The following is a 12,714-nucleotide window of genomic DNA, read 5'->3' as shown; positions in this document are numbered from 1 at the left end:
ACGGGCCGAGCGTGAACGAGAGCCCGGCGCAGATGGTGGCGGCGTCGTGAGCGGGCTCGTCCGCCGGCTGCGCGAGATGGCCCGGCTCATGGTCGGCCAGCCGCCCTACGAGGTCTACCTCGCGCACATGGCCCAGCACCATCCCGAGGCCGCGCCGATGACCCGCGTCGAGTTCTTCCGCAACCGGGAGAATGCGCGCTTCAGCGGTGCGGGCGGGGGGAAGTGCTGCTGAGGGGACTTACCCCTCCTGCGCGGCGCTCCATTCGGCGAGGTCGGCGGATTCGCCGATCAGCGCGAGGCCGTGGGCGATCGAGGTGAGTTCGTCGCCGCTGTCGATGCGGTCCTCGCCGAAGCGGGCTTCGAAGATGTGGCGGACGGCGGGGATCAGCGAGGAGCCGCCGGTCAGGAACACGCGGTCGATGCCCTCGGCAGTCACGCCGGCGTTGGCGAGCGCGGTGTCGAGGGTCAGGGCGATCTGCTCGAGGTCGGGGGCGATCCAGCTTTCGAAATCGGCCCGGCTGACTTCGGCCTCGATCGCGAGTTCGGGGCTGTCGAACCGGAAGCCGGCGTGGGCGTCGCTCGACAGGCTGCGCTTGAGGCGGCCGACGGCCTCATAAAGCGGGTAGCCCAGTTCGTGCTCGACCACCGCGATCATGCGGTCGATGGCGGCGGTGTTGGTGGCGCTGCGCTGGAGCTTGGCGAGTTCGGCCAGCGTGCGGCGGTTGCGCATCAGGGCGAGGCGCGACCAGTCGCCGAAGTCGGTGAAGTGGCCGTCGGGGATTTCCAGCACCTTGTCGAACGAGCGGTAGGTGCCGCCCTTGCCCAGCATCGGCAGGACCAGCTTGTCCATGATGCGGAAGTCGAAGCGGTCGCCGGCGATGCCGATGCCCGCCGACCCCAGCGGAACGCAGCGCCGCGCGGCGCCGGGCGCATCGACGCGCACGATCGAGAAGTCGCTGGTGCCACCGCCGAAGTCCGCCACCAGCAGTGTCGCCGGGCGGTCCAGCCGCGAGGCATGGCCATAGGCGGCGCCGAGCGGCTCGTAGACGTAGTGGACCTCGCGGCCGAGCGTGGCAAACATCGCGTTGTAGCGGGTGCGCGCCAGCGCCTCGTCCGGGCGCGAGCCGACGTAGCGGACCGGGCGGCCGACGACGATGCGCTCGGGCAGGTTCCTGAGCGCCGCGCCGCCGTGGGCGACGAGGTGCTCGAGGAAGGTGCGCCCCAAGTCCTCGAAGCGCATGCGCTTCTCGAAGATGGTGGCCTGGTCGAACAGCGGGTTGGCGGCGACCGACTTGAACGACTGCAGGAAGCGGCTGCCCTGCGGAAAGTCGAGAAACTCGGCGATGGCCCAGGGCCCGGCCTCGTGGGCCACGCCGCCGGGCCGGTCTCCGTCCTGCCAGAAGCACAGCGCGGTGCGGAATACCGAGGCGGTGCCGCCAGGGGCGCGGAACTCGACGAGATCGGCGTTGCCTTCGCCCGTGGCCAGCGCGACGACCGAGTTGGTCGTGCCGAAGTCGATCCCGAGGGCCTTGGCGGGCGTTACGGCGGACATGATGTGGCTGTTCCTTGTGACCGCAAAGCGGCCGCGCCTATGCCAGCGCGCCGGCGTTCATGCAAGGCGGCGGCGCGCCGTCATGCTTGGTACCCAGAGGTCCCGGTCTTCGCCGGGACGACGGGAAACTCAGGGCTTGCGGCAGAACCAGATGAGGTGGTGGTCGATCTTGTTGCCGATCTGCGCGCGCACGTTCACCTCTTCCACCTCGAAGCCCGCCTTTTCCAGCTGGACGTTGAACGCAGGTTCGGGGGTGGCCGACCAGACGGCCAGGATGCCGCCCGGGGTCAGCGCGTCCATCGCGGCCTTGAGGCCGTTTTCGCCGTAGAGGTCGTCGTTGAGCCGGCGAGTCAGGCCCTCGGGTCCGTTGTCGACGTCGAGGAGGATGGCGTCGTAGGCTTCGCGGGCGGTGCCGATCAGCATCGCCACGTCGTCGTTGACGAGGATCACGCGCGGGTCGTCGAGGCAGCCGTTGGTATGGCCGCGCATGGGCCCGCGGGCCCACTCGATGATCTCGGGAACGATCTCGGCCACGGTCACTTCGGCGTCGGGACCGAGGACGCGCAGCGCGGCGCGCAGGGTGAAGCCCATGCCGTAGCCGCCGATCAGCAGCTGCGGCGCCGGGCGATCCGCCAGCCGGTCCAGCGTCATCGTCGCCAGCTCTTCTTCCGAAGCGCAGATGTCGGTGCTCATCAGCTCGTTGCGATCGAGCAGGATCGCGAAATCGTCGCCGTTGCGGACGAGCTTGAGTTCGACGCCATCGGGCACGCGGGCGGTGCCGATGAGTTCATCCTCGAGCTGGGGAGCGATCATCGGGGCACCTTCCTGGGAGGACCCTGATGGTCCGGACTTTGCGCGCGGGTCTTACTTCTTGCGTGCCTTGCGCGCGGCGTAACGAGCGTCGCGGGCAGCCTTCTTCTCTTCCTCGGTGAGGGGCGGCGGCGGGGCGGCTGCTGCCGCTTCCTGACGCGCCTTCTCGGCCTGGGCGGCCTTTTCGGCGATCTTGGCTTCGCGAGCGGCCTTCGCGGCCTCGCGCTTCGCTGCCTGCGCGGCTTCGCGCTCGGCTGCCTTGGCGATACGCTCGGCCTGCACGTCCGGATCGATCGGGGGCTTCGACTTCAGAAGCTCAAGGGCCTTGGCGCGCGCCTGTGCGGCGGCGTTGACCCGGTCCTGGATGCCGGGTTCCTTGTATCCTGCCATTAACTGCTACCTAGTTCTCTCAAGTATCAAAGGAAAAGGGAGCGGCCCGCCGAAACCGGCGGACCGCTCCCTTCAACCTGTTCAGGCAGGCTGGAGGTTGACGGCCGAGGTCTTGCCACGGCGATCGGTTTCCAGCTCGTAGGAGACGCGCTGCTCCTTATCGAGGGTGCGCATGCCTGCGCGCTCAACGGCCGAGATGTGCACGAAGGCATCGTCGCCGCCGCCTTCAGGCGCGATGAAACCATAGCCCTTGTCGGCGTTGAAGAACTTTACTTTTCCGGTGATCATGGGACGCATTCCTTGTCCGAGGTTGACGGGCATGCACCAATGCGGGGCATCCCGGCTTCGCGAAGCAACTAAGGGACAAAGGGAGCAGCTGAAGCGGCCCGATATCCGTCGATGGCGACATCAGCATCGCGGCCTATAGCACATATTCCGCAGATAGCTATCGAAGCCTGACATCACGCGCCGGCCCGTGCAGAAAGCCGGGCCGGCGGGGGTTTTCGGACCGTTTCGAGGCTCAGACCCGGCCGCCGCGGCCACTTTCGTAGAGGAACCAGGCGCGGCGCTCGGTCTCGTCGATCCACACTTCGATGAGGCTGGCGGTCGCGATGTCGCGATATTCGTCGCAGAGTTCGTGGACTCGGCGCAATTCGGCGACGAGCTGCTTGTTGTCGCCGTGCAGCTCGGCCAGCATGTCGAGCGGATCGACGTAGTCGGCGTTGTTGTCGAGCAGGCGCTGGTGGCCGGCGATGTCCGAGATCGAGCGAATCGTCGTGCCGCCCAGCTTGCGGGCGCGTTCGGCGATCGGGTCCGTCATCGCGAAGATCTGGTCGCTCTGCTCGTCGAGCATCAGGTGATAGTCGCGGAAGTTCGGCCCGCTCATGTGCCAGTGGAAGTTCTTCGTCTTGAGATAGAGCGCGAAGACGTCCGCCAGCAGCGCTTTAAGCCCGCCGGAGATGTCGCGCGTGGCGTCCTCGCCGAGGTCGGTGGGGGTGCCGAGGTGGCGCTGGGCGGGGGTCACGACGATGTGTTCGGACATGGGAGGTCTCCTTCGGGGCGCGGCGGCATGAGGTCGCCGGATGCCTCGGAAGGTAGGCGCGGGAGATGGGCCCGCCCATCTACACCTAGGTATGGACTCTAACCCAGCACGCTCTCGATCGCCTCGAGCAGCATGTCGGGATCGACCGGTTTGGTGAGGAAGGCCCGCGCGCCGCCGGCCATCGCCTGGTCGCGGGCGGCATCGGTGGGAAAGGCGGTCATCACGATCACCGGCTGGGTGCAGCCGCGCCGCGTGAGTTCGGACTGGAGCTGGAGGCCGGTCATGCCCGGCATGTGCAGGTCGGTGACGATGCAGGCTACCCGCTCGCGAATCGCGGCGCCGAGCAGGTCCTCCGCCCGCGAGAAGCCGAGGCCGCGCAGGCCCGCCGAGCGGAGCAGGCTATCGAGGCTGCCGCGCACGCCGGCATCATCGTCGACGATGGCTATGAGGGGGGCAGGTGACGGGGCGACCAACGTGTTCTCCGGTATGCTGGGCGAAACCCATGGACTGCCCCCGCAGTTCCAATTGGGCTCAGCCCCGGTCCGGCGCCATCATACTCACGTGTTATACCGGTGGATCGAGGCGTCGCGAACGCCCAGCTGCTCGGCCATGCGGACGAGATCGGCGAGCGACTGGGCCTGCATCTTGCGCATGACGTTGCCGCGGTGGATCTTCACGGTGATCTCCGAAAGCTCCAGCCGGGCGGCGACCTGCTTGTTCATCAGCCCGGTGACGACCAGCGCCATGACCTCCCGCTCGCGGGGGGTGAGCGCCTCGTGCGCCTCGCGCAGGGAGGACGTGCCCGCCTGCGCGACTCGGCGCGCGGCGTCGGCGGCAAGGGCCGCGCGGACCGAGGCGAGCAGCTGCGCATCGTCGAAGGGCTTGGGCAGGAAGTCCACCGCGCCCGCCCGCATGCCCCGCACGGTCATCGGGATATCGCCGTGGCCGGTGATGAGGATGACCGGGATCGCCAGCCCCTCGGCCGCAAGGCGCTCCTGGAAATCGAGCCCGCTCTCGCCCGGCAGGCGGATGTCGAGCACGAGGCAGGCGGCGACCTCGGGCACGCCGGCGGCGAGGAACTCGGCGGTGCTGGCGTAGAGCGCCACGTCGAGCCCGGCCGAGCGCAGCAGGCTGCCGATGCTGGCGCGCACTTCCGCGTCGTCGTCGAGCACGCAGACGCGCGCTTGCAGGTCCCCGCCGCTCATGCCGCGATCGCTTCTGCGTCCGCAGCGGCGGGCAGGCGCAGCAGGAAGCTCGCCCCGCCGCCGGGCTGGTTACGCGCCGAAAGCGTCCCGCCGTGCGCCTCGAGGATCGAGCGGCAGATCGACAGGCCCATGCCCATGCCGTCGGCCTTGGTGGTGAAGAAGGGCCGGAACAGCGCCTCGGGATCACCGTCGATGCCTGTGCCGCAGTCGCTGACCTCGACGGTTACGCTATCCCCGTCGCGCGCGGCGACGAGGCACATCTCGCGGGCATCGGGCGGGAGGTCAGCCATCGCCTGCTGGGCGTTGAGGACGAGGTTCATCAGCACCTGCTGCAACTGCACCCGGTCTCCGACGAGGCGCGGGAGGCCGGGCTCCATGGTGATGCGCAGGGCTACCTCGTGGGCCTGCAGGTCGCGCCGGAGCAGCGCCTCGGTATCCTCGACGAGCGTTTCGAGCACGACGCTCTCGTGACTGGGATCGGCCTTGCGCGCCAGTTCCCGGATGCCGGCGATGACGTCGGCGGCGCGGCCTGCGTTTCCGGCGATGTGCTGGAGGCAGTCGGCCGTCTCGGTGGCACCCGGCCCCTCGCGCTCCAGCCAGCGCAGGCCCGAACGCGCGTAAGTGATGATCGCCGAGAGCGGCTGGTTGACCTCGTGTGCGATCGAGGCGGCAAGCTGGCCCAGCGTCGTCACCCGCGACATGTGCGTGAGCGCCGCCTGCGACTGCACGAGCCGGGCCTGCGCGCGGTTCCGCTCGGTGACGTCGACCGCCATGATGAGCACGCGCTTCCAGCCGTCGTGGTCGGGCGGCAGCGATATCTGCAGCAGCACGTCGACCGCATCCCCGGCGCGGGCCTGGAAGGTGGTTTCCACTTCCACCGCCGTCTCGCCGCGCAGCAGGGCCGCGTAGATGCGGGCGAGCGTTTCGAAGGCCGCGGGGGTGGCGTAGTCGTCGATGGTCGCGCCGATCAGCGCAGTGCGGTCGGACAGGCCGAACAGGCGCGCGGCGGCATGGTTGGCGTTGCGCACCCAAGCCGAGCGAAAGGCGCGGCGGATGGTGGGCTCATCCAGCGCGACCGCGCCGGGCAGCAGCGCGAAGGCGCCGGACCAGTCGGACTCCCAGATCGGAAAGCCGGCGGCCGAGAAGATCGTGCGGTAGCGCGCGTCGGACCGGGCGCGCTCGGCGCTCTCGGCGAGCTGGCGCAGGAACAGCGCGGTCGTCACTCCCAGCGCGACGAGGCTGACACCGAGGCGCATCGCGGGCGAGCCCAGCGGGTCGCTCCAGTGCGAGACGCCGTAGCCGACGGCCGCCAGCACCGCGCAGAGCCCGGTGGCCCACAGGATCAGGCGGCGCGAATGGGTGCGCCCGACCAGCACGACGACGGTGGTGTAGAGCACTGCGACCGCGCCCTGAAGCGGGCTCAGTGCGTCGAGCGCGAAGATGCCCAGCGCCAGGACCACGGCAGCGCCCGCGTAGATCCTCCTCACGAACGTCCGCGCCTCGGCATCGCCGTGCATCGCTGCCTCCTGCCAGGACCCATAGCGGTTCCGGACAGGGAAAATGCCGGGGGAACCGGCTACGCGCAACCCCCGGTTTCGCGCGTGCAGCATTGTGGCAATGTCCATCAGAGCGGCACGGCCAGCACGATCCGGGTTCCGGGCCGGGTGGCCTCACGCAGGAGTGCGCCGCCGATGCGCGCCGCGAGCATGTCGATGAGCCGCGTGCCGAAGCCGGCGCCGCCTTCGGTCTTGCCCACTCCGTCATCCTCCACCGTGAGACGCAGCGCACGGGCGCTCGCCAGCCGCAGCTCGATCCGCACCTCGCCCGCCGCGCCCCCGGGGTAGGCGTACTTGCAGGCGTTGAGCACGCATTCCGACGCGATGAGCCCGATCGCCGCCGCCATGCGCGCTGGCACCAGCGCCGAGTCCGAGGCGACCTTCAGGCGCCGCCCGCCCACGACGTCGCAGCACCCGCTCTCGATCTGGTGGACCAGCATCTGGAGGTAGCCGCCGATCTCAACCGCAGGGTCCGCCCCCGTTTCGAGCCGCGTCAGCTGCCGGTGGACGCCGGCGATCGCGCCGATCCGCCCCATCATCCGGTCGAGCGCCAGCGCGCCCTGCGGGTCGGCGACGTCGCGGCGCTCGGCGGCGATCATCGCCATCAGCAGCTGGAGGTTGTTGGCGATCCGGTGGTCGCTCTCGCGGGAAACCTCCATTTCCGCCGCGTGCTGGTTCGAGAAGCGTTGGGCCATCGGCATCGGAAGCGTCCTTGCGGCGGGTTCGGCAATGTCTCCCTTGTCGCCCGCACCTCGTCCCCGCGCCATCATACGCAGGTTTATTTAGGCTACCGCGGTGTCGACAGACCGACCCAAAACCTGCGTATAGTGGCTTCTGCGGGCCTGCCGCCCGATACCCAGGCCATCCGCTTCACCTACGGGAGACCGGCATTGAGCAACATCGCGAGCCGCGAATACCAGATGTTCCCGGTGCTCGGCGCCGCCGAGATCGCCGAAGCACGGCGCTTCGCCAGCGGGCCGGAACGCCGCTTCGAGGCCGGAGAGATGGTCTACGCCATCGGCGACTGCGATTCGCCGACCTGGCTCGTGATAGAGGGCGGGATCGACGTCCTGCGCCGCGACGGCCTCAGCCGCGAGGCGCGCATCACCACCCACGGACCCGGCCAGTTCACCGGCGAGATCAACCAGCTCGCCGGACGCCCCTCGATCGCGGGAGGGCGCGCCGGAGACGAGGGCTGCACCGCCCTGCCGATCGACGCCGCGCATCTTCGCGCCCTGATGATCGGCTCGGCAGACCTTGGCGAAACCGTCATGCGCGCCCTGATCCTGCGCCGCGTCGGGCTGATCGAGCAGGGCGGCGCGGGCACCGTCCTGATCGGCGTCCCCGGCAGCCCCGACATCCTGCGCCTTGGCGAGTTCCTGCGCCGCAGCGGCTACCCCTACCTCGTGCTCGACGTCAGCGAGGACGGCGAGGGCAAGGAGATGGTCGAGCGGCTGGGCGTCGCGCCCGAGGAATACCCCCTCGTCGTCTGCCCCACCGGCCCGATCCTGCGCCGCCCTCAGGAAACCGAACTCGCCGCGTGTCTCGGCATGTCCGCCCAGATCGACCCCGACGCGGTGCAGGACGTCGCCATCGTCGGCGCCGGCCCCGCGGGCCTTGCTGCGGCGGTCTATGCGGCGTCCGAGGGTCTGTCGGTGGTGGTGCTCGACTGCCGCAGCATGGGCGGGCAGGCCGGAGCCTCGGCGCGGATCGAGAACTATCTCGGCTTTCCCACCGGCATCTCCGGGCAGGCGCTGGCGGGCCGCGCCTTCAACCAGGCGCTCAAATTCGGGGCGCAGATGGCGATCCCGGTAGAGGTGGAGCGGATGGAGCGGCAGGACGACCACCTCCACCTCTCCCTCGCCGGCGAGCGCAGCCTGAAGGCGCGCGCGGTGGTGGTGGCCTCTGGCGCGCGCTACCGGCGCCCGGCGGTCGAGGGGCTGGAGCGGTTCGAGGGCGCGGGGGTTTCCTACTGGGTCTCGCCGATCGAGGCGCGGCTCTGCGCGGGCGAGGAAGTGGCGCTGGTCGGCGGCGGCAACTCTGCCGGGCAAGCGGTGGTCTACCTGGCGCCGCAGGTGAAGCGGCTGCACATGATCGTGCGGCGCGACCTGGGCGAGACGATGTCGCGCTACCTGATCGACCGCATTGCCGCGCTACCCAACGTCGAGGTTCACATGGGCGCAGAAGTCGTCGGACTGGAGGGTGACGCGCTGGGCGGCCTCGCGGGCGCGACGATCCGCCACAATGCCGACGGCTCGCTCCACCGCCGGGATCTGCGGCACCTGTTCCTGTTCATCGGCGCCGATCCCAATTCGGACTGGCTGCCGGATGCCGTCGAGACCGACAACCGCGGCTTCGTCGTCACCGGAGGACCGGCGGGGACCGGCTGCGAGCCGCTCGAAACCGGGATGCCCGGCGTCTTCGCCATCGGCGACGTGCGCGCGGGCTCGACCAAGCGCGTCGCCGCCGCCGTGGGCGAAGGTGCGGCGGTGGTCGCGCAGATCCACGCGATGTTCGCTCTCAACCGGAAGGATGCCTGATGACCGGCTGTTCGCACACCTCGACCATCAACCAGGTCACCCCGAGCGCCAAGGGCTGCGGGGAGTGCCTGAAGACCGGGAGTTACTGGGTCCACCTGCGCCTCTGCCGCAGCTGCGGCCACGTCGGCTGCTGCGACGACTCCCCGAACCGCCATGCCCGCGCGCACTTCCGGGAAACGCATCACCCGATCATCGAGGGCTACGATCCGCCGGAGGGCTGGGGTTGGTGCTACGTCGACGACGTGCAGGTCGACCTGCCCGACCAGACGCCGCAGCTCGGGCCGATCCCAAGGTTCTTCTGAGAACCGGCCAGGTCGAGCCGCGCGCCCGATCAAGGCGTCTGGCGGTCGTCCTCGGCCTTGGCCAGGACCAGCGAGAAGTCGCCCTGCGGGTCGGTCCAGTGCTCCAGTTCGCTCCAGCCGGCGGCGGCGAGGAGGAGGCGCATCTCGCCGGGGCGGTACTTGTGGCAATTCTCCGTGTGGATGGTCTCGCCGCCCTCCATGTGGAACGCCTCGCCCGCGACCTCGAAACGGATGGCGCGGCGGGCTTCGAGGTGCATCTCGATGCGACTGGCGCTCTCGTTCCAGCGCGCGACGTGGCGGAACTCGCTCACCGGGATGGTGCCGCCAAGTTCGCGGTTGATGCGCTGGAGCAGGTTGAGGTTGAACAGCGCGGTCACCCCTTGCGCATCGTCGTAGGCGGCAACGAGGCGGGCCGGGTCCTTCACCCGGTCGATGCCGATCAACAGGTGCGAGCCCGCCCCCAGCGTACCGCGCATCGAGCGCAGCAGGTCGACGGCGGCGGCGGCGGTCATGTTGCCTATGGTGGAGCCGGGGAAGAAGCCCAGCATCGCCTGTTCGTCGCGCTTCACCGGCAGGTTCACCGGGTTCATGAAGTTCGCTTCCACCGGGACGATCTTCAGCTGAGGGAACAGCGCCGCCAGCCCCTCGCAGGCCTCGTCGAGGAACTCTCCGCAGATGTCGATCGGCACGTAGGTGGCGCGCGGCATGGCTTTGAGCAGGATACGCGTCTTGATCGAGCTGCCCGATCCGAACTCCACCACCGTCGCGTCGGTGCCGATCCGCTTGGCCACTTCGCTGGCATGGGCGTGAAGGAGCGCGGTCTCGGTGCGGGTGGGGTAGTATTCGGGGACCTGCGTGATCGCCTCGAACAGCTGCGAGCCGCGCATGTCGTAGAACCAGCGGGCGGGGATGGCCTTGTGCGGCTGGCCGAGGCCGCGCAGCACGTCGGCGCGGAAGGCGGGATCGACCGGGGCGGGCGCGGCGCGGTCGATGGTGTCGTCGCGGGTCGGCGTGAAGAGCATGTCAGAGGCTCCTTGCAAGGCGCACGCCGGTGAACTGCCAGCGCTGATGAGGATGGAAGAAGTTGCGATAGGAGCCCCGAACGTGGCCGCGCGGGGTGGCGCAGGAGCCGCCCTTGAGCACGAACTGGCCGGACATGAACTTGCCGTTGTATTCGCCCACCGCGCCTGCCGCCGTGCGGTAGCCGGGCCAGGGGCGGTAGGCCGAGCCGGTCCATTCCCAGACGTTGCCGAACAGCGAGGCGAAACCGTCCACCTCGCCCTCGGGCCGGGGGGCGACGGCGCCCGCATGGTCGAGTTGGACACCGCCCAGCGTATCGCGCCCCTGCGCAACGGCTTCCCATTCGTGCTCGGTCGGCAGGCGGGCACCGGCCCAGCTGGCGAAGGCATCGGCCTCGTAGAACGAGACGTGGGTGACGGGGGCGGCCGGGTCGACCGGTTGCCAGCCGGCGAGGGTGAAATGCTCCCAGTCGTTGCCGTGGCCGCGCCAGTAGAGCGGGGTGGAAACGGCTTCCTGCCGCACCCAATCCCACCCGTCCGACAGCCATAAGGCAGCGCTGGCATAGCCCCGGTCGGCGACGAACTCGATCCACTCGCCATTCGTCACCGGACGGTTCGCCAGCGCATGAGGTGCCAGCCACGAGGGGTGGCGCGGCAGTTCGTTGTCGAAGGCGAACCCCCTGCCGTCACTGCCCATCTCGGCGAGGCCTTCGGGTCCTGCGATCCAGCGCAGGGGGACGCTCTCGAGCTTGGGTGCTGGATTGGCGGCGGCATAGGCCGGGCCGAGGGGATTGCGCGAGAACAGGTGCTTGAGGTCGGTCAGCAGCAGTTCCTGGTGCTGCTGCTCGTGCTGGATGCCCAGTTCGACGAGCTCGCCGTGGCGCTCCATCAGCCGGGGCAGCGCCGCGACCATCGCCTCGTCGACATGGTCGCGGTAGGCGAGCATTTCGGCGACGGTGGGCCGGGTCAGCAGACCGCGCTCGGGGCGGGCCATGCGCGCGCCCTCGGCCTCGTAGTAGCTGTTGAACAGGAAGGGCCAGCGCTCGTCGAACAGGCGGTAGCCGGGCACCTGGTCGCGCAGCAGGAAGGTCTCGAAGAACCAGGTGGTGTGCGCGAGGTGCCACTTCACCGGGGAGGCGTCGGGCATCGACTGGACGGTCATGTCCGCCTCGTTGAGCCCTTGGGCAAGGTCGCGGCTGAGGTTCCGGGTCCAGCGGAACCGCTCGAGGATGGCGTCTTGCACCCACGGCGCGGCTGCAGGGTCCGGCTGGTTCCTCATGCTCACTCCTCCCGCTGCCCGCGTAGGCACGCCCGACTTCGGCCGCCCGCGGATGCTAGTCTGCATCGGCGGGCGGCTGAAGGATACGAATGTATGAATGTGCTTAGTGCGCAGAACGCCTTGTGGTTCCGGCATCCTCCTAAAAGTGCGGCGGGACGAGTTGTTTCGCCCTCAGGGCCTGTGCGGGAGTGCCGAGCCGGGATCGCGGGCGAACAACAGCGTCGCGCCGACGACGATCGCTCCGGCCAGTGCGAGGGGCAGGGCGAGGCCGCCGTGGAACAGCAGCAGCGCGCCGACCGCCGCGCCCGCGAAGATCGAGAGCACCGCGGCGAAGCGGCGGACGAGGTTGGTGCCGGAGCGGTCGGCGGCGATGCCGGTGATGGTCAGCGTGAGCACCGTGGTCGTCAGGTCGGGCACCTTGAGCGAGCGGACCGTGGCATTGCGCAGGCCCATCGCGAAGCCGGTCAGCGCGATCACCGAGAGGACACCGAGCTGCGGCGCCTGCGCGGTGACGTCGATGCCCAGCGCGATCAGCGCCGCGATCCACAGCAGGCCGGTCTCGACCATCGCCGCCCACATCAGCCAGCGGCGCAGCGGCCGCTCCGTGTGGGCGCGGGCCAGATAGCCTGCCCCCCAGGCGCCGAGCATGAAGGTCGCCAGCGCCAGCAGCGAGGGGCCGACCTTGAAGCCCGGCGTCCCCGCAGCCGCGAAGCCGAGGAACACGACGTTGCCGGTCATGTTGGCGGTGAACACCTTGCCCAGACCCAGCACCGACGCGGCGTCGACGAGGCCGGTGGTTGCGGAGAGCAGCAGCAGCAGCCGGGGGAGCGAGGTCGCGGGGGAAGCGGGGGTCGGGGCAGTCATCGGTTGTTTCCTCGGTCTTCGCTCAGACGGCCCAGCAGCCGCAGCCGAGCGCGCCCCAGAAGGTCTGGACGTCTGCGGCGGGGACGTTGGCCCCCAGCGCGGCGGCGTGGTCGTGGCCGTGGACGCCGCAGGAGCTGGCGCAGCCGCAGGCCGAG

At 69.7% G+C, this 12,714-nt stretch carries 15 protein-coding genes; 3 read left to right on the top strand and 12 right to left on the bottom strand.

Going from position 1 to position 12,714, the window contains the following annotated elements; all coding sequences use genetic code 11:
- Positions 1–232, top strand: a 232-nt coding sequence (locus PMI02_RS14495) for a YbdD/YjiX family protein (RefSeq protein WP_007684005.1), incomplete at its 5' end; no start/stop codon positions are given.
- A gap of 6 nt (positions 233–238) precedes the next feature.
- Here PMI02_RS14495 and PMI02_RS14490 read toward each other — a convergent pair.
- The 9 genes from PMI02_RS14490 to PMI02_RS14450 form a co-directional block, all read right to left on the bottom strand.
- The gene (locus tag PMI02_RS14490) at positions 239–1,552 is read right to left on the bottom strand and encodes an Hsp70 family protein (RefSeq protein WP_007684003.1); all 1,314 of its coding nucleotides are present in this window, start codon (positions 1,550–1,552) and stop codon (positions 239–241) included.
- Between the two features lie 129 nt (positions 1,553–1,681).
- Positions 1,682–2,365: a spermidine synthase gene (locus PMI02_RS14485; RefSeq protein ID WP_007684002.1), complete on the bottom strand. Its 684-nt coding sequence runs from the start codon at positions 2,363–2,365 to the stop codon at positions 1,682–1,684.
- Positions 2,366–2,416: 51 nt separating this feature from the next.
- A complete protein-coding gene (locus PMI02_RS14480; protein ID WP_007684001.1) occupies positions 2,417–2,752 on the bottom strand; it encodes a DUF6481 family protein in 336 nt (111 codons plus the stop codon).
- A gap of 81 nt (positions 2,753–2,833) precedes the next feature.
- Complete coding sequence (locus PMI02_RS14475; RefSeq protein ID WP_007684000.1) at positions 2,834–3,040, bottom strand: cold-shock protein; 207 nt, start codon at positions 3,038–3,040, stop codon at positions 2,834–2,836.
- 232 nt (positions 3,041–3,272) lie between these two features.
- Positions 3,273–3,794: a Dps family protein gene (locus tag PMI02_RS14470; RefSeq protein WP_007683999.1), complete on the bottom strand. Its 522-nt coding sequence runs from the start codon at positions 3,792–3,794 to the stop codon at positions 3,273–3,275.
- A gap of 98 nt (positions 3,795–3,892) precedes the next feature.
- The gene (locus PMI02_RS14465; RefSeq protein ID WP_007683998.1) at positions 3,893–4,267 is read right to left on the bottom strand and encodes a response regulator transcription factor; all 375 of its coding nucleotides are present in this window, start codon (positions 4,265–4,267) and stop codon (positions 3,893–3,895) included.
- A gap of 84 nt (positions 4,268–4,351) precedes the next feature.
- Positions 4,352–4,999 (bottom strand): response regulator transcription factor, encoded by a 648-nt coding sequence (locus PMI02_RS14460; RefSeq protein WP_007683997.1) that lies wholly within the window; start codon positions 4,997–4,999, stop codon positions 4,352–4,354.
- On the bottom strand, positions 4,996–6,516 hold the full coding sequence (locus tag PMI02_RS14455; RefSeq protein WP_007683996.1) for a sensor histidine kinase: 1,521 nt from the start codon (positions 6,514–6,516) through the stop codon (positions 4,996–4,998). The genes PMI02_RS14460 and PMI02_RS14455 overlap by 4 nt, the downstream gene beginning before the upstream one ends.
- A gap of 107 nt (positions 6,517–6,623) precedes the next feature.
- Positions 6,624–7,250: a sensor histidine kinase gene (locus PMI02_RS14450; RefSeq protein WP_157222527.1), complete on the bottom strand. Its 627-nt coding sequence runs from the start codon at positions 7,248–7,250 to the stop codon at positions 6,624–6,626.
- 195 nt (positions 7,251–7,445) lie between these two features.
- On the opposite strand from PMI02_RS14450, the gene PMI02_RS14445 reads away from it, so the two are divergent.
- Together PMI02_RS14445 and PMI02_RS14440 are read left to right on the top strand one after the other, a co-directional pair.
- The gene (locus PMI02_RS14445) at positions 7,446–9,095 is read left to right on the top strand and encodes an FAD-dependent oxidoreductase (RefSeq protein ID WP_007683994.1); all 1,650 of its coding nucleotides are present in this window, start codon (positions 7,446–7,448) and stop codon (positions 9,093–9,095) included.
- The gene (locus PMI02_RS14440; RefSeq protein ID WP_007683993.1) at positions 9,095–9,397 is read left to right on the top strand and encodes a UBP-type zinc finger domain-containing protein; all 303 of its coding nucleotides are present in this window, start codon (positions 9,095–9,097) and stop codon (positions 9,395–9,397) included. Before PMI02_RS14445 ends, PMI02_RS14440 begins: the two co-directional genes overlap by 1 nt.
- A gap of 29 nt (positions 9,398–9,426) precedes the next feature.
- Here PMI02_RS14440 and egtD read toward each other — a convergent pair whose 3' ends face one another.
- The 3 genes from egtD to PMI02_RS14425 all read right to left on the bottom strand — a co-directional run bounded on the left by egtD (position 9,427) and on the right by PMI02_RS14425 (position 12,559).
- Positions 9,427–10,419 (bottom strand): L-histidine N(alpha)-methyltransferase, encoded by a 993-nt coding sequence (gene egtD / locus PMI02_RS14435; protein WP_007683992.1) that lies wholly within the window; start codon positions 10,417–10,419, stop codon positions 9,427–9,429.
- A gap of 1 nt (position 10,420) precedes the next feature.
- Complete coding sequence (gene egtB / locus PMI02_RS14430) at positions 10,421–11,695, bottom strand: ergothioneine biosynthesis protein EgtB (RefSeq protein ID WP_007683991.1); 1,275 nt, start codon at positions 11,693–11,695, stop codon at positions 10,421–10,423.
- A 171-nt stretch (positions 11,696–11,866) separates the two neighbouring features.
- Complete coding sequence (locus tag PMI02_RS14425; RefSeq protein WP_007683990.1) at positions 11,867–12,559, bottom strand: YoaK family protein; 693 nt, start codon at positions 12,557–12,559, stop codon at positions 11,867–11,869.
- Between the last annotated feature and the right edge of the window lie 155 nt (positions 12,560–12,714).

The sequence above is a fragment of the Novosphingobium sp. AP12 genome (genome assembly GCF_000281975.1).
GTDB lineage: Bacteria > Pseudomonadota > Alphaproteobacteria > Sphingomonadales > Sphingomonadaceae > Novosphingobium.
Note: the sequence above shows the minus strand (reverse complement) of the source record. Positions and strands in the feature narration are given on the sequence as shown.

Coding starts and splice junctions, on each gene's coding strand:
- PMI02_RS14490 (WP_007684003.1), bottom strand. CDS start 1,552: ATGTCCGCCGTAACGCCCGCCAAGGCCCTCGGGATCGACTTCGGCACG.
- PMI02_RS14455 (WP_007683996.1), bottom strand. CDS start 6,516: ATGCACGGCGATGCCGAGGCGCGGACGTTCGTGAGGAGGATCTACGCG.
- PMI02_RS14440 (WP_007683993.1), top strand. CDS start 9,095: ATGACCGGCTGTTCGCACACCTCGACCATCAACCAGGTCACCCCGAGC.
- PMI02_RS14460 (WP_007683997.1), bottom strand. CDS start 4,999: ATGAGCGGCGGGGACCTGCAAGCGCGCGTCTGCGTGCTCGACGACGAC.
- PMI02_RS14450 (WP_157222527.1), bottom strand. CDS start 7,250: ATGGCCCAACGCTTCTCGAACCAGCACGCGGCGGAAATGGAGGTTTCC.
- PMI02_RS14475 (WP_007684000.1), bottom strand. CDS start 3,040: ATGATCACCGGAAAAGTAAAGTTCTTCAACGCCGACAAGGGCTATGGT.
- egtB (WP_007683991.1), bottom strand. CDS start 11,695: ATGAGGAACCAGCCGGACCCTGCAGCCGCGCCGTGGGTGCAAGACGCC.
- PMI02_RS14425 (WP_007683990.1), bottom strand. CDS start 12,559: ATGACTGCCCCGACCCCCGCTTCCCCCGCGACCTCGCTCCCCCGGCTG.
- PMI02_RS14480 (WP_007684001.1), bottom strand. CDS start 2,752: ATGGCAGGATACAAGGAACCCGGCATCCAGGACCGGGTCAACGCCGCC.
- PMI02_RS14485 (WP_007684002.1), bottom strand. CDS start 2,365: ATGATCGCTCCCCAGCTCGAGGATGAACTCATCGGCACCGCCCGCGTG.
- PMI02_RS14470 (WP_007683999.1), bottom strand. CDS start 3,794: ATGTCCGAACACATCGTCGTGACCCCCGCCCAGCGCCACCTCGGCACC.
- egtD (WP_007683992.1), bottom strand. CDS start 10,419: ATGCTCTTCACGCCGACCCGCGACGACACCATCGACCGCGCCGCGCCC.